The sequence below is a fragment of the Paracoccus sp. (in: a-proteobacteria) genome, from assembly GCF_030538755.1.
Classification (GTDB): Bacteria; Pseudomonadota; Alphaproteobacteria; order Rhodobacterales; family Rhodobacteraceae; genus Paracoccus.
This window is the reverse complement of sequence record NZ_JAUNTJ010000007.1, coordinates 115086-133134: the sequence shown is the minus strand read 5'-3', so window position 1 is coordinate 133134 and position 18049 is coordinate 115086. Positions and strand designations below refer to the sequence as shown.

Sequence of the window (18049 nt, the reverse complement as noted above, 5' to 3'; positions counted from 1 at the left end):
AGCTTGAATCAGACAGAACCCGATTGGGGAAGCCTCAAACGTCAACAGGCCCTAGGGTCAAGCCCCATTGATTTTCTCTTGACGGCGCGATTCACGGTTCGAAAACCGAGCGGTGAACATGTCCGATCTTTTCTGGCTGACTGACGCGCAGATGGCGCGTCTGCAGCCCTTCTTCTCGAAGTCCCATGGCAAGCCGCGCGTCGATGACCGGCCTGTGTTGAGTGGGATTATCTTCTTCAATCGCAATGGTTTAAGGTGGCGCGACGCACCGAGTGCGTACGGCCCACACAAGACGCTCTGCAACCGTTGGAAGCGTTGGAGGTGAGTGGCTGAACGCCATTGGTCCGAGAGAGACCACGAACAAGGGCGTCTTCGCGAAGATGATGGCGGGGCCAGCTGCCGGGCACGGCGAGAAGAAGACCGTGATGATCGACGCCACCTGCCTGAAGGCCCATCGAACGGCGTCCAGTCCGGGCGTCAAAAAGGGGTATGGAGGGGGACCGTGGCTGCAGTGCAGCCGCGTAAGCCCCCGGAATGGGACGCCTGATTGGTCGGAGTTCGAGGATCAGAAAACAGTCCGGGGGACTGTTTTCCCGAGAACGGGCGACATGAACACCAAGCTGCACGCCATCTGCGACAGCCATGGCCGACCGCTCAACCTGTTCGTCACCGCCGGTCAGGTCAGCGACCATATCGGCGCACGGGCGTTGTTGAGTAGCCTGCCGGATGTCGATTGGTTGCGGCGGCGATCGCGGCCATGACGCCGACTGGTTCAGAGAAGCATGGAAAGACAAAGGGATACGCGCCTGCGCCGCAACTTGATCAGTTCGTTGACGAATTTCGGCGAAACCCGGAAGTGCCGCGTCGCCTCGCGGTGCCCGTGGCCCTCGTCGACGAACGCGGCGACCCGCTCGCGTAGCTCTATCGGATGTGGTTTGCCCATCTGCGAGCCCCATATCTGCCTCACCAGCAGCGAATCATATCATCATCAATCAGGGAACCATGAAACCCACAGGCCGTGACATGATCGAGATGGTGGCACGCCCCGATCAACACAGGACGCCCCCTGCCCCGCTGACACAGAAAACCAGCGCGACCGGGTGGATGCGCTGGTTTTGCTGTGTGCTTCATATTGCCAGATCAGCTACGGTCGAAGTTGTCTTCGATTGCGGCCAGAACTTCGCGGCGGATGACGGCGCGGAGGTTGCGGGAAAATCGCTGGCCAAGCTCGCCGTGCAGTTCTTGTTGCACGATGTCGCGGATCATTTCGCGCAGCGCCTGACCGGCGTCATCTGCGTCATTCCCTAAGGCAAGATCAAGGTCCGATGACGCAGGCCCGGCAACTGCGGGCAGCGGCTGTTCAGCCTCGTCACCCTCCACAATCACGGGATCAGGGTCGGCCATAGCAGGCGTGGCCTCTGCCGCCGCTGATGACTGGATTGCGGCGGCATCAAGGGCCAGCACGTCCACCGCAGCGGTGGTTTCGACCGACAGCGGTTCGAGGAATTGCGCTTGGGCAGGCTGCACCGCTTCGGGGGCCGGGGTTTCGGCGACTGGCTGGGCGAGGGTCCGGGCGGCGGCGCGGCGGTTGACAGGCAGGCCGATGCGCGACCAGCGGCTGCGACGCGGCGCAGCGGGCGGGGTGTCTTTGCCAGCCTCGGCCTGGGGGGGAATGCGATCTGCCGCGCTCAGCCGCAAGGGGGCGCTGTCGGGCGCATCTTCGGCAGCGGCAAGCGCGGGCGCGGGGGCGGGGGCGGGCGAATCAGACATCACCTCAACCTCGAACGGGTGCAGTGCATGGGCAGCACCAGCGGGCGAATCGGCCACGGCGTCTTCGAGGCGATGCGGGGCCGCGAAACGCCGCGCCAAGGCGGCGTTGCCGCCATAGCGATGCGCCAGCAGATCACCATCGCCAACCGGGGCTGCATCCGCATCAGGCGCGGCACCATCGGCAAACGCCTCATCCTCGGCGATCAGGCGGCGGATAGCGGACAGCACATCGCCGATGTCGTCAGAGATCCGGGCGGCCGAATTGGGGTGGGTCATGTCATTCATGGCCCACCCCCGTGTTCAGGCGGTCAGTCGCGACCGATCGCGCGCAGAACGCGATCCAGATTTTCGCCTTGCCTGCTGGTGTAGGGCGCTTCGCGCACGGCCTTGTAATATGCGGATGGGTCATATGTCGGAATCCCTAGCTGAAGGTTTTCTACCGTCAGCAAACCCATAGCGGCCAAAAGTTGATAATGTGCTAACTGGAGATTGGCCTGAGCAGAAATTCTGTCAGCCCGCGCCGACAGCAGCGATTGTTCGGCGTCCAGCACGTCCAGCGTCGTGCGGGCACCCAGCAGGGCCTCTTCGCGCACACCGTCATATGCCTGTTGCGCGGCAAGGATCTGTTGGTCGATGGCGCGAATCTGCGCCTGAGCCACGTCGATATAAGACCACGCCGTGCCCACGGCCTGACTGACCGTGCGCGCCCCGTTCAGCAAGCCGGCCCGCACCTGATCGCGCTGCGCCATCGCCTTGCGATGCACCGACGACAGCCGCCCGCCGGAATAGATCGTCTGCGACATTTCCACGCCAACGCTGGCACCGCCGGTCGTGGTGTTGTTGCCAAATCCGGTGGGCGCGTTCTGCGACGACAGCCCGACCGAGCCGCTGACCGTCGGGTTCCGTTCGGCCACCGCAGCCGCGACGCCCAGTTCCGCTGCCGCCGCCTGACGCTGAAGCTGGCGGATCGTGGGATGCGTGCGCTGTGCGATGGCGCGGGCCGATTCGACCGATTCAGGCAGCTTGGGCGCAGCGGGCGGCGTGCCGAACCGGCCGGGCGCGCGGCCCGTCGCGGTGCGATAGCTTTCCTCGGCCCTGGCCAGATCGCCTTCGGCTGACGCCAGCGACGCGCGGGTTGCCGCCAGTTGCGCATCGGCCAGCGACACGTCGGTCACGGTGATTTCACCCACATCGAACCGATCCTGCGCCGCCTGCCGTTCCTGCGCCAGAACCCGGACCGAGTTCGCTTGCAGCGCGACCTGTTCCCGCGCGGCCCACACCTCGAAATAGGCTTGCGCGGCACCCAGCAGCACGTCCTGTTCGACCCCCACCAGCGCCTCTCGCGTGGCAAGGACGGTTTCCTTGGCGATGTCGATGGCCAACTGGCTGCGGCCAAAATCGAACAGCACCATCTGCGCCGACAGGCTGAGCGCGGATGTATTCTGCTCCGTCCCGCCCTCGACATAACGATAGGTGTGCGACGCAGCCCATTGAATTACCGGGCGCAAAGCGGAAATGGCGGTTGCCACATCCTCATCCGCGGCGCGCAGGACGGCGCGGTTCTGATCCATCAGCGCAGAATGGCGATAGGCCGCGACCATGGCATCGGCCAGCGTCTCGGCCCGCGCGGGCAAAGTGGCGGTAACGGCGATCAGGCCAGCAACGGCCAGCCCGGCGAAATGACGAATACGGATCACAGAGCAAACCCTTTTGGCAGACCAAAGCCCGGCAGTAACGGCGCGTGGGCATTAAACGCAAAGCGCCAGCTGATGCGGCCATTCAGACGATAGCCGATGCGCGCGACGCCAAGGTTCCCCTCATTAAAGATGGCGACGATACGCCCGCCTTCCTTAAGCTGATCGTTCAGCGCCTCGGGGACGGTTTCGACGGCACCGCCGATGAAGATCGCGTCGAAGGGGGCCTGCCCCTCGCAGCCCGCCGACAGGGTGCCATGCACGACGGCGGCGTTATCGACGCCAGCCTGCGCCAGCCGGGTTTCGGCCTCGGCCACCAGTTCCTCATCCTGTTCCAGCGCGACCACGGCCTGCGCCATGCGCGCCAGAACCGCCGTGGAATAGCCAAGGCCGCAGCCCACATCCAGCACCAGATCGGTGGGCTGCACGTCCAGCGCGTCGACCATCTTGCCCAGGGTCCGCGGCTCAAGCAGGACGCGGCCACGGCCGATATCCACATTTTCACCGGAATAGGCGATATCGCGGCGGGTGTCGGGCACGAATTCCTCGCGCGGGACGTTCAGCATCGCTTCGATCACCGGGAATTTCGTGACATCATTTGGGCGGACCTGATTATCCACCATCATCAAGCGGCGCGCGGCGAAATCGGGCATCGCGGAAACCTTTCTACGGCGTATCATCCGGTTATTGGCACGATTCACGCGGACGGGCAACGCCGGTTCGCCTCTTGGTGGCGCGCGGCAGGCAATTTGGCGATTGTCGGCTTGCAGGTTGCGCGGCGATCCTTTATCGGTGCGGAACCTCGACGGACGGTGGGTTGGCGGAGAGGTTACGCACCGGATTGCAAATCCGTGAAGACCGGTTCGATTCCGGTACCCACCTCCAAATTCTCCGGGCTTTGCCATGATCTATGCCGCGACAACCCGCATCGCCGAAGCCGCGCTGCGGCTGTCTGTGCTGGCGGGCAACGCCACCTGGCGCGAGCGGTTGTCGCTGGACACGCCCCCTGCCCCGGCCTCGGTCTGGATTCACGCGGCCTCGGTCGGCGAGCTGAATTCAGCACGGGTGCTGACAGAACGGCTGGCGGCGGATCATCGCGTGATTGTGACCACCAACAGCACCACGGGCCGCGATCTGGCGCGGCAGCGCGGGCTGGCGGCGCGGCTGGCACCGTTTGATTCCCCCGGCGCGGTGGCGCGGTTTCTGGATGCTGTCCGCCCCGCCGTGCAACTGACGATCGAGGGGGAATTCTGGCCCAACCGCTCGGCCCTGCTGGCGCAGCGGGGCGTGGCGCAGATCATGGCCGGGGCGCGGATCTCGGCGCGGTCGGCGGCGCGGTGGGGGCGGCTGCCGGGGCTGATCGGGCCGGTGCTGGCGCGGCTGGATGGCCTGTCGGCGCAGGATGCTGCCAGTCAGGCGCGGCTGCTGACGCTTGGCCTGCCGCCCGCCGCGCTGCTGCCTCGGCTGGATCTGAAGCTGCTTGGCCCCGCCGCCGTCCGGCCGCCTGCCCCCTCGCCGGATCGCGACCGCACCTTTCTGGCCGCTTCGACCCACGAGGGCGAGGACGGCCCGGTGCTGGACGCCTTTATGACGGCGCGCGCGCAGGTGCCGGGGCTGCGGCTGATCCTTGCCCCCCGCCACCCCGACCGCGCCGATGCCATCGCCACGCTGGCGGCAGAGCGCGGGCTGACGCTGGCCCGGCGTTCGCGCGGCGAAGATGGCGATCTGCTGCTGGCCGATACCCTGGGCGAAATGGCGCTGTGGTATGATCGCGCGGGGATCGTGCTGGTCGGCGGATCGCTGATCGACCGGGGCGGGCATACGCCGTGGGAACCGGCGGCGCATGGCTGCGCGATCCTGCACGGGGCCTATCTGTCGAACTTTGCCGATACCTATGCCGCGCTGGATGCCGCCGGTGCGGCCTTGGCCGTGGGCGGCGATCTGTCCGCCACGGTGACGGCACTGGCGCGCGATCCGGCCCGCGCCCGTGCCATGGGCGGCGCAGCGCGCGCCCTGCTGACGGCGAACGCGGGCGATCCCGAACCACTGCTGGCGCGGATCAGCGCGCTTGCACACGGCGCGCGCAGCCCCGATATATGACGGGAAGGAGACCGTTTCCCGATGATCCGCTATGATCTGCGCTGCGACAAAGGCCATGATTTCGACGGCTGGTTCCGTTCGTCTGACGGGTTCGACGCGATGCGGGATGCGGGTCAGATCGCCTGCACGATCTGCGGATCGGCCCGTGTGGACAAGGCGCTGATGGCCCCCGCCGTGCCCACGGAAAAGGCCCGCATCGCCAGCGACGACCTGTCGCCGCTGGACAGGCTGCGCCAGCATGTCGAGGCGAACTCGGATTACGTCGGCCCGCAATTCGCCGCCGAAGCCCGCGCCATGCACCACGGTGACGCGCCGCATCGCGCCATCCACGGCGAAGCCACGGCACAGGATGCCCGCGCGCTGATCGACGAAGGCGTGCCTGTCGCGCCGCTGCCCTTTATCCCGCGCCAAAAGACCAACTGACGCAGGGCCGCGCGGCCGGGCTTTCCCCCTTGCCCTTTCGCCCCCCCGACCATACAAGCCGCGCGGATAATCGAAACACGCTGGCGGGGGGCCATTGAATGCCGCTTCTGGTGATGAAATTCGGCGGCACGTCTGTCGCTGATCTGGATCGCATCAAGAACGCTGCCCAAAAGGTGCAGCGCGAGGTGGAACGCGGCTATGACGTGATCGTCATCGTCAGCGCCATGTCGGGCAAGACGAACGAACTGGTTGGCTGGGTCGAAAAGACCTCGCCGCTGTTTGATGCGCGCGAATATGACGCCGTGGTGTCCTCGGGCGAGAATGTGACCGCCGGGCTGATGGCGCTGACCTTGCAGGAAATGGGCGTTCCGGCGCGCAGCTGGCAGGGCTGGCAGGTGCCGATCAACACCACGGCGCAGCACTCGGCCGCGCGATTCGTGGATATTCCGCGCGCCAATATCGACCAGAAATTCGCCGAAGGATTCAAGGTCGCCGTGGTCGCGGGCTTTCAGGGCCTTGGGCCGGACGGGCGCATCACCACGCTGGGGCGCGGCGGGTCGGATACCACCGCCGTCGCCTTTGCCGCCGCCTTTGCAGCCGAACGCTGCGACATCTATACCGATGTGGACGGGGTCTACACCACCGACCCGCGCATCAGCCGCAAGGCGCGCAAGCTGGACAAGATCGCCTTCGAGGAAATGCTGGAACTTGCCAGCCTTGGCGCCAAGGTGCTGCAAACCCGTTCGGTCGAACTGGCGATGCGCTTTAACGTAAAACTGCGGGTGCTGTCCTCGTTCGAGGAAACCGACGAAAATTCGGGCACGCTGGTCTGCGATGAGGATGAGATCATGGAATCGAAGGTCGTCAACGGCGTCGCCTATTCGCGCGACGAAGCCAAAATCACGCTGGTCACGGTCGAGGATCGCCCCGGCATTTCCGCCGCGATCTTTGCGCCGCTGGCGGATGCGGGCGTGAACGTGGACATGATCGTTCAGAACATTTCCGAAAAGGATTACGACGATCACCCCGGATCGGTCACGGACATGACCTTTTCGGTGCCGATCAACCAGGTCGAACGCGCCAAACGCGCCATGGAAGAGGCCAAGGCCGACGGCAGGATCGCCTATGACGATCTGGCGGTGGATACCGATGTGGCCAAGGTTTCGGTCGTCGGCATCGGGATGCGCAGCCATTCCGGCGTGGCCGCCCGCACCTTCAAGGCGCTGGCTGATGAAAATATCAACATCAAGGTCATCTCCACCAGCGAGATCAAGATTTCCGTTCTGATCGACCGCAAATATATGGAACTGGCCGTGCAGGCGCTGCATGATGCCTTTGAATTGGATCAAGCCTGACCGGACCCGCGCCGCGGTGTGACTGCGCCGCGGCTGTTCCGGGTGCGATGGGGGTATGATGGCGGACCGCAAGGACAGCGATTCCCGCAAGCTGCTGCAACGGTTGCGCGACACGCTTTCTGCCCGCCGCGACGGTCAGGGACGGCTGGACCAGATCACCCATGACATTGCCGATTCCATGGGCAGTCAGGTCTGTTCGATCTATCTGTTCCGTGACCCGGAAACGCTGGAACTCTGCGCCACGCGCGGGCTGCGGGCCGAGGCCGTTCACCAGACCCGGATGCGCCTTGGCGAAGGTCTGGTCGGCCGCGTGGCCCGCACCGGGCGGCATGTGAACACCGCCGACGCGCCCTCGGAACCCGGCTTTCGCTATATGCCCGAAACCGGCGAGGAAGTGTTCCCCAGCTTTATGGGCGTGCCGATTCAGCGGCTTGGCGAAAAGCTGGGCGTGCTGGTGGTGCAATCGCGCGAGGCGCGGCAGTTTTCCGAAGACGAGGTATATGGCCTCGAAGTCGTCGCCATGGTTCTGGCCGAGATGACCGAACTGGGCGCGTTTCAGGGCAGCAACGCCGATTCCCTGCCCGCCAGCCACCGCTTTCCGCAGATGTTTCGCGGCACCGGCGTTCAGGAAGGTGCCGCCGAAGGCCGCGTCTGGCTGCATGAGCCGCGCGTGGTCATCGCCAACCCGGTCGGCGACGATCCGCACCGCGAAAAGGCCCGTCTGCTGGACGCCGTGACCACACTGCGCCGCACCGTCGATTCGCTGCTGGCCGATGCCGATATGGAGGGCGGGGGCGATCACGCGCAGGTGCTGGAAACCTATCGCATGTTCGCGCATTCGCGGTCATGGCTGCGCCGCATGGACGAAGACATCGACCTGGGCCTGTCGGCCGAAGCTGCGGTGGAAAAGGAACAGTCGCAGGCCCGCGCCCGGCTGGAAAGCACCGCCGATCCCTATCTGCGCGACCGGCTGCACGATCTGGACGATCTGGCCAACCGCCTGCTGCGCATTCTGACCGGCCAAGGCAGCGACACCGGCGCCGAGATGCCCGAAAACCCGGTCCTGATCGCCCGCAACATCGGCCCGGCCGAATTGCTGGAATATGGGCGCAGGCTGAAAGGCGTCGTGCTGGAGGAAGGCTCGGTCGGCAGTCACGCCGCCATCGTGGCGCGTGCGCTGGCGATCCCGCTGGTCATTCATGCAGGCCGCATCGGGTCCGAGGCGCTGAACGGCGACCTGATCCTTGTGGATGGCGATGCGGGCAGCGTGCATCTGCGCCCCGAGGAACCCGTGGCCACCGCCTTTCGCGACAAGATGGCCATGCAGGCCGAGGCGCAGCAGCGTTATGCCGGGCTGCGCGATCTGCCCGCGATGGATACGGCGGGCAACACGGTGCAGATGTATATGAACGCCGGGCTGATGGCCGACCTGCCCTCGCTGGGGGAATCGGGGGCCGAAGGCGTGGGGCTGTTCCGCACCGAATTGCAGTTCCTCATCCGCAGCCGCGTGCCGCAACGCGGCGAGCTGGCGGGGCTTTACGCCCGCGTCATGGATAACGCGCAGGGCAAGCCGGTGATGTTCCGCACGTTGGACATCGGGTCAGACAAGGTTCTGCCCTATATGAAGCCGCATGACGAACCCAACCCCGCCATGGGCTGGCGCGCGATCCGCGTCGGGCTGGACAAGCGCGGCGTTCTGCGGATGCAGTTGCAGGCGCTGATCCGCGCGGCGGCGGGGCGGCCGCTGCATGTCATGTTCCCCTTTGTCGCCGAGATCGGCGAATACGAACAGGCGCACCGCATCCTGATGGAGGAACTGGCCCGCGAACAGCGCCTTGGCCGCCCCATCCCCGCCGACATCCGCGTGGGCGCGATGCTGGAAACCCCGTCCATGGCCTTTGCGCCCCGCCGCTTTTATGAGATGTGCGACTTCATCTCGATTGGCGGCAACGATCTGAAGCAGTTCTTCTTTGCGGCGGACCGCGAAAACGAACGGGTGCGGCGGCGCTATGACACGCTGTCCACCGCTTTTCTGGATCTGATCGCGCAGATCGTCGCCCGCTGTAACGACGCGCATGTGCCGCTGTCCTTCTGCGGCGAGGATGCAGGCCGCCCGATCGAGGCGCTGACCCTTGCCGCATTGGGCATCCGGCGGCTGTCGATGCGCCCGGCCTCGATCGGGCCGGTCAAGCATCTGATCCGCCGCGTTTCGCTGACCGATCTGCGGGCTGAAATCGACCGGGGCCGCGAGGCGGGCGAATCGAACCTGCGCCCCCGCGTCATAGCGTGGCTGAGCCGCCAAAGCTGACACGCGCCGATGCGCGATGTTCCGCCTGTAGCGGCCCACGCATCGGCACCAGAGCGCAGGCACCGGCCCCCGCTGCGAAAGTGGCTTGCTGCGATGCGGCGACAACCCTATGATAACCCGGTTTTTTCAGTGGAACAAATAGCCTTGGATCGTCGTGATTTCCTGACCTCGGCCAGTGCGCTGGCCGCCGCCACCGCCGCTGCAACCCTTGCCGCCGCGCCAGCCGCCCATGCCGATCAGGCCGAAGATGCTGGTGCCGCCGCCAGCCTGTTCGATTTCGACGCCCTGGCCACCCTGACCGCTGAACGGGCCGCCGCGCCCTATACTCAGCCGGTGGCGGATCAGGTCGGCAGTTTCGCCAATCTGAACTATGACCAGTATCGCGCCATCCGGTTCCGCCGCGATGCCGATCCGCTGGCCGGGCACCCCCGCTTTGGGCTGGACCTGCTGGCCCCCGGCTCGATCTTTTACGAGCCGATTCAGATCAATCTGCTGCGCGAAGGCGTGGTCGTGCCGATCCCCTTTGATCCGCATCTGCTGGAGTTCGACCCCTCGCAATTCCCCGATGGTGCCGATCTGGACACGGTGGGCAAGATGGGCTGGTCGGGCTTTCGGATGCGCTGCCCGCTGAACCGGCCCGATGTGCGCGACGAATTTCTGGTGTTTCAGGGCGCGTCCTATTTCCGCGCCGTCGCGCGCGGCACGCTGTATGGCCTGTCGGCACGCGGCCTTGCCATCGACACCGGCAGCCCGCGCGGCGAGGAATTTCCCCTGTTCACCGATTTCTGGATCGAGGAACCCGCCCCCGACGCGGAATCGGTGCGCATCTATGCCATGCTGGACAGCAAATCGCTGGCAGGCGCGTTTCAGTTCGACGTGACGCCGGGGGCCGAAACGGTGATCCGGGTGCGGATGGCGCTGTTCCCGCGCGCGGATGTGACCGGGGTGGGCATTGCGCCGCTGACCTCGATGTTCTGGTTCGGCCCGGCCAGCCGCGCGGGCGTCGATGATTACCGCCCCGCCGTGCATGACAGCGACGGGCTGGCGATGCGCACCGGCGCGGGTCAGGATCTGTGGCGGGCGCTGTCCAACCACAAGGCGCTGCAAATCGCATCCTTTGTGGACCGCAACCCCACCGGCTTTGGCTTGCAGCAACGCGCCCGCTCCTTTGCCGACTATCAGGACGCCGAGGCACATTATCAACTGCGCCCCTCGGCCTGGATCGAACCCATCGGCAATTGGGGCGAGGGCGTGGTGCGCCTGATCGAAATCCCGGTCGAGAACGAATTCAACGACAATATCGTGTCCTATTGGCAGCCCAAATCGCCGCTGACAGCCGGGCAGCGCGCTGACTGGAGCTATCGTCTGGTCTTTGCGCCGCTGGTGCAAAGCTCGGGTCCGGTGGCGCAGGTGCGCGGCACGCGGGCGGGCAAGTCGATCAACAGCCCCACCGGGCGCAGCTTTATCATCGACTATGATCTGGCGCCGTTTCAGGATCAGTTGCCGCAGATCGCCGTCAACACTTCGTCGGGCGAGGTGGTTCATGCCTATCTCAAGCCGCTGGTCGCGGAAGGCGTGCTGCGGCTGGCCTTTGAGTTCGAGCCGCGCGACGCCCGGATGACCGATCTGCGCGCCACGCTGACCGACCCCGAGGGCACCGCGCTCAGCGAAACCTGGATGGCGCGCTGGTCGGTATGACAAACGCCGCCCCTGATATGGCCGCGACCGAGCTGCGCCACCTGCCTGCGGTTCCGCCGGAATCGCCGCTGGACATGCCGGTGCAGGATTTCAGCGCGCCGCCGCTGCGCAGCGCCCCTGCCCGCTGGCGCGAAAGCTGGCGCACATGGGTTGCGCGGCTGCTGGCCTTTGGCGGCGCGGCGGCGATTACCATTACCGGCTTTCTGGTGATGCTGGACGCTTTCGGCGACCAGCCGATGCCGTTGCAGATCGCCCTGCTGGCGCTGTTCACGCCGACATTCGCATGGGTCGGCTTTTCCTTCTGTTCCATGCTGGCCGGGCTGTTCGCGGCGCGCCCGCATGATCCGCAGGGCGCGCCGGGCCGGGCACGGCTGGCGGTGGTGATGCCGGTCTATCACGAAAACGCCGCCACCAGCATCAGCCTGCTGGTTGCCCTTGCCCGCGATCTGGATCGCGCGGGCCTTGGCGGGCGGGCGGAAATCTTTGTGCTGTCCGACAGCCGCGACCCGGCGGTGGCGGTGAATGAAACGCTGGCCGTATCCGCCGCGCGCGAGATGTCGCCGCTGCCGGTCTGGTATCGCCGCCGGGCCGAAAATACCGACCGCAAATCCGGCAATCTGGCCGAGTTCTGGCGCCGCTGGGGCGGGCGCTACGATCAGGTGGTGGTGCTGGACGCCGACAGCGTGATGACCGGCGACACCATCGCCCGCCTGTCCGCCCGGATGGAGGCCGACCCCGGCCTTGGGCTGATCCAGACCATGCCGATGCTGGTCGGCGGCGAAACCATCTTTGCCCGCGTGGTGCAGTTCGCAGGCCGGGTTTACGGCCCGACGATCGCGCGCGGCGTGGCGGCGTGGTCGGGGCAGACCGGCAATTACTGGGGCCATAACGCCATCATCAACAGCCGCGCCTTTGCCGCCGCCTGCGGGTTGCCGCGCCTGCCCGGCAAGCCGCCCTTTGGCGGCACCATCCTGTCCCACGATTTCGTCGAGGCGGCGGCCCTGTGCCGCGCGGGCTGGAAGGTGCGGCTGGATCACGATCTGCGCGGCAGTTACGAAGGCTGCCCGCCGACCCTGCTGGATATGGCCACCCGCGAACGCCGCTGGGCGCAGGGCAACCTGCAACACCTGCGCTTGCTGGGAATGCGCGGGTTGCGCGGCATCAGCCGGGTGCATTTCATCATCGGCGTTCTTGGGTTCCTGATGTCGCCGCTGTGGCTGGGGCTGATCCTTGTCGGGTTGATGCTGTCGGGCTGGGTGCTGCTGTCCACGCCCGCCTATTTCCCCGATTATTACCAGCTTTTTCCCGATTGGCCGGTGTTCGACAGCCGCCGGATGCTGTGGCTGTTCATCGCCGCCATGGCCTTTTTGCTGGTGCCCAAGCTGATCGCGACCTTTCGCGCGTGGTGGCGACCTCTGGCGCGCGATGCGGGCGGCAAGCGACGCCTGCTGGCCAGTGCCCTGTTCGAAATCCTGTTGTCGGCCCTGATCGCGCCGGTGCAGATGCTGATCCAGACCCGCCAGATCTGGGACATCCTGCGCGGCCGCGACAGCGGGTGGGAGGCACAGCACCGCGCCGGACATATGCCTTCCTGGGGCTATGTGCTGCGGCATCACTGGGCGCATGTCGCCCTAGGACTGGGCACGCTGGCGGTGCTGGCATGGTTTTCGCCCGCGCAACTGATCTGGCTGTCGCCAATCGTCGCCGGGCTGATCCTGTCGCCCTTTACCTCGCGCTATTCGGCCAGCCCGGTGTTTGGCCGCTGGGCGCGGATGCGCGGCCTGCTGGTCACGCCCGAAGAACGCGCCACCCCCGCCATTCTGGCCGATGCGGTGGCCATTGCCCGCAACCTGCCCCGCCCCGTCGCGGGCGATGCCTCGGTTCTGAGGCTGGGCGAGGATGCCGACGCCCTCGCCCGTCACCTGTCATTGCTGACCGAACCCCAGCCCGCAGGTGCCGCACAGCGCCTGCCAGCCATCACCGCCGAGGCCAAGATCGCCCATGCTGCCACCCGCACCGAGGCGCTGTCCTTTCTGGACCGCCCCGAGACGCTGGCCATGATCGCCACGCCCGCGCTGCTGGATCGCTGGAGCCGGTTGCCGGAGTAGCGCCATGAAGCGGCTGATCGCCCTTGATATGCTGCGCGGCTATGCGCTGGTCTGCATCATGCTGGACCATATGCCGGTATCCCCGTTGCGCGGACTGACGCTGGCCAATTTCAGCATTTTTGACGCGGCAGAGCTGTTCGTGCTGTTGTCGGGCTTTCTGGTCGGGCTGGTCTGGCTGTCGGTGGAAACCCGTCAGGGCCGCCGCGCGGCGCAATGGCGCTTTGCCCGGCGGGCGTTTCAGGTCTGGCGCGCGCTGGTGGCGGGCGGGATCATCATGGCGCTGCTGTCGGCGCTGCTGCTGGCGCTGAACCTGCCCCATACCGCGATCTGGAACGCCTATGCCGAATGGATCATCGAAAAGCCGCTGGGCTATCTGGGCGTGCTGGCGACAATGTGGCTGCAACCGAACCTGCTGGATGTGCTGGCGGTGTATGTCGTGCTGCTGGCCTCGGCCCCGCTGCTGGTGCCGGTGCTGCTGCGCACGCCGCTCAGCTTTGCGGCCGGGTCGCTGTTGCTGTGGTGGTTCGCGCCGGTGCTGAACCCGCTGATCCCCAACCACAACACCGGCGGGCTGCTGTTCAATCCGTTTGGCTGGCAGATGCTGTTCTATTCCGGCGTGGCGATGGGGCTGTTCCGCGCCCGGCTGATGCCGGTGCTGATGCCCCATGCGCGGCTGCTGACGGTGCTGGCGGCCATCATGTTCAGCTTTGGCGTAACGATCATCATCGCCATGAGGATCGGCGAGCCTGCCCTGCCCCTGCGTCAGGCGCTAACGCTGATCTATGGCGAGATCAACAAATGGCCGCTGGACGGCACCCGCTATCTGGCGATCATGGCGGCAAGCTGGCTGGTGGCGGTGCCGCTGGCGGGGGCGATGGCGCGGCTGGCGGATACCGGGCCGGGCCGGGCCTTGCAGACCATCGGGCGCGGCGGGCTGTGGTCGTTCATCATCTGCGTGCTGCTGTCGGTTCTGGGCGACGCGCTGCAAATGACCCCGCCGGGCCAAAGCATCGGCCAGCGGCTGGTCATCGACCTGTGGGTGATGGCGGTGCTGTGGTGGATGTCGTGGTGGTGGCTGACGCATCTGGCCCCGCGCTGGAACGCCGGAGACTGGATACCATTTGGAAACAAAGGATGACCCGGCCGCGCAATGCCATGAAACAGCATTGGAACGACATGCCAGGGGAACAGGGATAAGCGTCTGGCGACCTAAGGCGGAAACTGCTCGACGACTTTGCGTTCTGCATCCAGCCACAGCGCGCCACCTTGCTGTTCGCTGCCGTGGATTTGCAGCCTCGCCTCTGGCGGCAGGTGGATCAGCCAGCGATCCGACCCGCGGCGACCGTCTGGATAGAGCGCGCCTTGGGTCGCCACGATCTCGGCCCCCTCTGGCAAAGGCTGGCCCTCGACGAGGTTCCCGGCCGCAGCGGTGCAGCTTGCCATCGCCTTGACGCTGCCGTCGGCATGTGTCGCCAGGGCGACCGTCGCGGCGGCGTCACAAAGCCAGCCCTCTTGCCGGCTTTCGCCCAATCCGGTCAGACGCAGGCTCTTGGGCGTAAAACCCGTCCTGCGGTGGTTTTCATCCGTCTGGATCTCAAGGTAACGCTCGACGCGCAAAGTCTGGACGCCAGCGATCAGGACCGGGTGCGGGAAATCAGCCCGGTTGAACGACTCGACCTGTCCGGCGATCCCCAGCACCAATGCGGTGCCTGCCGGCATATCAATGCCACCCAGCCGCCGGTCTTGCGCAAGAACCGGACGGTATTTCTCGCGGTTATCGGCCTGATAGGCCGCGAAGGCGCGCTGGAACGCATAGGCGGACCATATGAAAGAGCAGCCGATGCCGGTCAGCAACGCAAATGCCAGAGCCTGCCCTGCCCCCATGCGCCGCCTTGCCTTGCGGAAAAAAGCAAGCCGCAGCAGCCAGACGATCCAGACCAGCGTTGCGGCCAGACAACCCAAAAGGATCAGAACGAATTCCAGCGATGGCGGGGCGAAAGGGATCATGTATGGGCTGGGGTTGAGAAAGGTTGATCGCAGTCATGCTGGTAATGACGAGGGGTTACAAGACGGCAGTGAGCAATCACAGGGGCAGCCGGCAAGCTTGCAGCCCTTGGGGCGCATGATCGTTCAACACGTCATCGCCCTGTTGCAATGCCCGCACCCGCCTGCGCATACGGGATCGCATGATCGCCCAAGTCAGCGGTCGTGGCGGCCTTGGGCGTGGCCGGGCGGTTAACGGCGATCAGCCCTTGCGCGGGGCAAAGCCCCATACCCCTTCGCCCAAGGCGGGCGCGGCGCGATCCGTGGTCAGCGGGCTGCGCGACAGCCGGATCGGCGTGCGCAGGCCGGGGATGCCCTCGGGCGACACCACCAGATCGCGGGCGGTGATCTGCGGTTCGGCGATGGCTTCGGCGACGGTGTTGATCGGCCCGGCGGGCACACCCGCGCCTTCGCAGGCGGCGATCAGATCGGCGCGGGTCCGCCGCTCTGTCGCGGCGGACAGGATCGGGATCAGCCGGTCGCGATTGGCGACGCGGGCGGGATTGGTGGCGAAATCCGGGTCCGCCGCCAGATCGGGCAGGCCCAGCAACCGGGTCAGCGCCGCGAACTGGCGATCATTGCCGCAGGCGATGATGATATGCCCATCCTGCGCCGCAAACACCTGATACGGCACGATATTGGGATGCGCATTGCCCAGCCGGTGCGGCACCACGCCCCCCAGCAGATAGTTCGTCGCCTGATTGGCCAGCACCGCCACGGCGCAATCCATCAGCGACAGGTCCAGATGCTGCCCCCGCCCGGATCGTTCGCGTTCGGCCAAGGCCGCCTGCACCGCGATCACGCCATAAAGCCCGGTGAAAATGTCGATCCACGCCACGCCGACCTTTTGCGGCTCGCCCGCCGGGTCGCCGGTCAGATCCATGATGCCCGACATGCCCTGGATCAGGAAATCATAGCCCGGCTGCGCCGCGCGCGGCCCGGTTTGCCCGAACCCCGTGACCGAGGCATAGACCAGACGCGGGTTCAGCGCCGACAGGCTGTCGTAATCCAGCCCGAACTTGCGCAGGCCCCCCAGCTTGAAGTTTTCCACCACCACATCGGCATCCGCGATCAGCGCCCGCAGCCGCGCCAGATCGTCGGAGTTGCCAAAATCGCATATGACCGAGGTCTTGCCCCGGTTCGCGGCGTGGAAATAGGCCGCCACCTGTTCCGTGCTGCCATCCATGCGCGGACGTTCGATAAAGGGCGGGCCCCAGCGGCGGGTGTCGTCGCCCTCGGGGGCCTCGACCTTGATGACCTGGGCGCCCAGATCGGCCAAGGTCTGGCCGATCCACGGACCGGCCAGAATGCGCGCCAGTTCGACGACGCGCAGCCCTTTCAGCGGCGCCTCAGCCAAAGGCGGCGATCCCGGTCTGCGCGCGGCCAAGGATCAGCGCGTGCACGTCATGCGTGCCCTCATAGGTGTTCACTGTTTCCAGATTGGCCGCGTGGCGCATGACGTGATAGCCGATCTGGATGCCGTTGCCGCCATGCATGTCGCGGGCCATGCGCGCGATGTCGAGCGCCTTGCCGCAGTTGTTACGCTTGACCAGCGACACCATTTCGGGCGCAAAGCGGCCCTCGTCGAACAGCCGCCCGACCCGCAGCGAGGCTTGCAGCCCAAGCGCGATTTCCGTCTGCATATCGGCCAGCTTTTTCTGATACAGCTGTGTCGCGGCCAGAGGGCGGTTGAACTGATGCCGGTCCAGCCCGTATTGACGGGCGCGGAACCAGCAATCTTCGGCGGCCCCCATCGCGCCCCAACTGATCCCATAGCGGGCGCGGTTCAGACAGCCGAACGGCCCGCCCATCCCCTCGATCCCCGGCAGCAGCGCGGTTTCGGGAACCTCGACACTCTCCATCACGATCTCGCCGGTGATCGAGGCGCGCAAGGACAGCTTGCCGTCAATCTTGGGCGCGGACAGGCCCTTCATGCCCTTGTCCAGCACAAAGCCGCGCACCTTGCCGCCATGCGCCTCGGACTTGGCCCAGACCACGAACACATCCGCAATCGGCGCGTTCGAGATCCACATCTTGGACCCGTTCAGCACATAGCCGCCATCGGTCTTTTTCGCCCGCGTTTTCATGCCTGCCGGGTCGGACCCGGCGTCGGGTTCGGTCAGCCCGAAACAGCCGATGAATTCGCCGCTGGCCAGTTTCGGCAGGTAGTGGCGTTTCTGTTCGTCCGATCCGTAAGCCTCGATCGGGAACATCACCAGCGACGACTGAACCGAGGCCATGCTGCGATAGCCGCTGTCCACCCGTTCGATTTCGCGCGCGACCAGACCATAGGCGACATAAGACGCACCGACGCCGCCGAATTCTTCGTCCACGGTGACGCCCAGCAACCCGGCCTGCCCCATCTCGCGGAAGATTTCCGGGTCGGTCTGTTCGTTCAGATAGGCGTTTTCCACCCGCGGGGCCAGCCGGTCGGCGGCAAAGGCCGCGGCGCTGTCGCGGACCATGCGTTCGTCTTCGGACAGTTGGTCGTCCAGAAAGAACGGGTCTTCCCAGTTGAAAGGACCGCCTTTGTGGGATTTGCTGGACATG

General features: G+C 65.9%; 13 protein-coding genes, 1 tRNA gene and 1 pseudogene. 9 read left to right on the top strand and 6 right to left on the bottom strand.

Annotated elements, in window-relative coordinates; genetic code table 11:
- Positions 1-118: 118 nt before the first annotated feature.
- Positions 119-810: pseudogene (locus Q4G14_RS06605) on the top strand (IS5 family transposase); the annotation flags it as partial.
- A 330-nt stretch (positions 811-1140) separates the two neighbouring features.
- On the opposite strand, the gene Q4G14_RS06600 reads toward Q4G14_RS06605, so the two are convergent.
- From Q4G14_RS06600 to Q4G14_RS06590, 3 genes are read right to left on the bottom strand one after another with little or no spacing between them, the layout of a single operon-like run.
- Positions 1141-2055 (bottom strand): hypothetical protein, encoded by a 915-nt coding sequence (locus tag Q4G14_RS06600; RefSeq protein ID WP_303360937.1) that lies wholly within the window; start codon positions 2053-2055, stop codon positions 1141-1143.
- A gap of 23 nt (positions 2056-2078) precedes the next feature.
- Complete coding sequence (locus Q4G14_RS06595) at positions 2079-3464, bottom strand: TolC family outer membrane protein (RefSeq protein ID WP_303360945.1); 1386 nt, start codon at positions 3462-3464, stop codon at positions 2079-2081.
- A complete protein-coding gene (locus Q4G14_RS06590) occupies positions 3464-4117 on the bottom strand; it encodes a protein-L-isoaspartate O-methyltransferase (RefSeq protein ID WP_303360936.1) in 654 nt (217 codons plus the stop codon). Before Q4G14_RS06590 ends, Q4G14_RS06595 begins: the two co-directional genes overlap by 1 nt.
- A gap of 158 nt (positions 4118-4275) precedes the next feature.
- Between Q4G14_RS06590 and Q4G14_RS06585 the strand changes: the two genes are divergently transcribed.
- From Q4G14_RS06585 to opgC, 8 genes are all read left to right on the top strand, one after another.
- Positions 4276-4349: transfer RNA gene (locus Q4G14_RS06585), tRNA-Cys, on the top strand.
- An 18-nt stretch (positions 4350-4367) separates the two neighbouring features.
- Entirely contained in the window at positions 4368-5564 is a 1197-nt protein-coding gene (locus Q4G14_RS06580) for a 3-deoxy-D-manno-octulosonic acid transferase (protein ID WP_303360935.1), read from the top strand.
- A gap of 21 nt (positions 5565-5585) precedes the next feature.
- Entirely contained in the window at positions 5586-5987 is a 402-nt protein-coding gene (locus tag Q4G14_RS06575; RefSeq protein WP_303360934.1) for a DUF1178 family protein, read from the top strand.
- A 98-nt stretch (positions 5988-6085) separates the two neighbouring features.
- On the top strand, positions 6086-7342 hold the full coding sequence (locus Q4G14_RS06570; RefSeq protein ID WP_303360933.1) for an aspartate kinase: 1257 nt from the start codon (positions 6086-6088) through the stop codon (positions 7340-7342).
- Between the two features lie 58 nt (positions 7343-7400).
- On the top strand, positions 7401-9650 hold the full coding sequence (gene ptsP / locus Q4G14_RS06565) for a phosphoenolpyruvate--protein phosphotransferase (protein ID WP_303360944.1): 2250 nt from the start codon (positions 7401-7403) through the stop codon (positions 9648-9650).
- A 144-nt stretch (positions 9651-9794) separates the two neighbouring features.
- Complete coding sequence (locus tag Q4G14_RS06560; protein WP_303360932.1) at positions 9795-11348, top strand: glucan biosynthesis protein; 1554 nt, start codon at positions 9795-9797, stop codon at positions 11346-11348.
- Entirely contained in the window at positions 11345-13456 is a 2112-nt protein-coding gene (gene mdoH, locus Q4G14_RS06555) for a glucans biosynthesis glucosyltransferase MdoH (RefSeq protein WP_303360931.1), read from the top strand. Before Q4G14_RS06560 ends, mdoH begins: the two co-directional genes overlap by 4 nt.
- Before the next feature lie 4 nt (positions 13457-13460).
- Positions 13461-14594 carry an OpgC domain-containing protein gene (gene opgC / locus Q4G14_RS06550; protein WP_303360930.1) on the top strand — a complete coding sequence of 378 codons (1134 nt, stop codon included), beginning with the start codon at positions 13461-13463 and terminating at the stop codon, positions 14592-14594.
- 71 nt (positions 14595-14665) lie between these two features.
- Here the strand turns inward: opgC and Q4G14_RS06545 are convergent, their stop codons facing one another.
- The 3 genes from Q4G14_RS06545 to Q4G14_RS06535 form a co-directional block, all read right to left on the bottom strand.
- Positions 14666-15463: a hypothetical protein gene (locus Q4G14_RS06545; RefSeq protein ID WP_303360929.1), complete on the bottom strand. Its 798-nt coding sequence runs from the start codon at positions 15461-15463 to the stop codon at positions 14666-14668.
- Between the two features lie 238 nt (positions 15464-15701).
- Entirely contained in the window at positions 15702-16856 is a 1155-nt protein-coding gene (locus Q4G14_RS06540) for a CaiB/BaiF CoA-transferase family protein (protein WP_303360928.1), read from the bottom strand.
- Positions 16849-18048 carry an acyl-CoA dehydrogenase gene (locus tag Q4G14_RS06535; RefSeq protein WP_303360927.1) on the bottom strand — a complete coding sequence of 400 codons (1200 nt, stop codon included), beginning with the start codon at positions 18046-18048 and terminating at the stop codon, positions 16849-16851. The genes Q4G14_RS06540 and Q4G14_RS06535 overlap by 8 nt, the downstream gene beginning before the upstream one ends.
- Between the last annotated feature and the right edge of the window lies 1 nt (position 18049).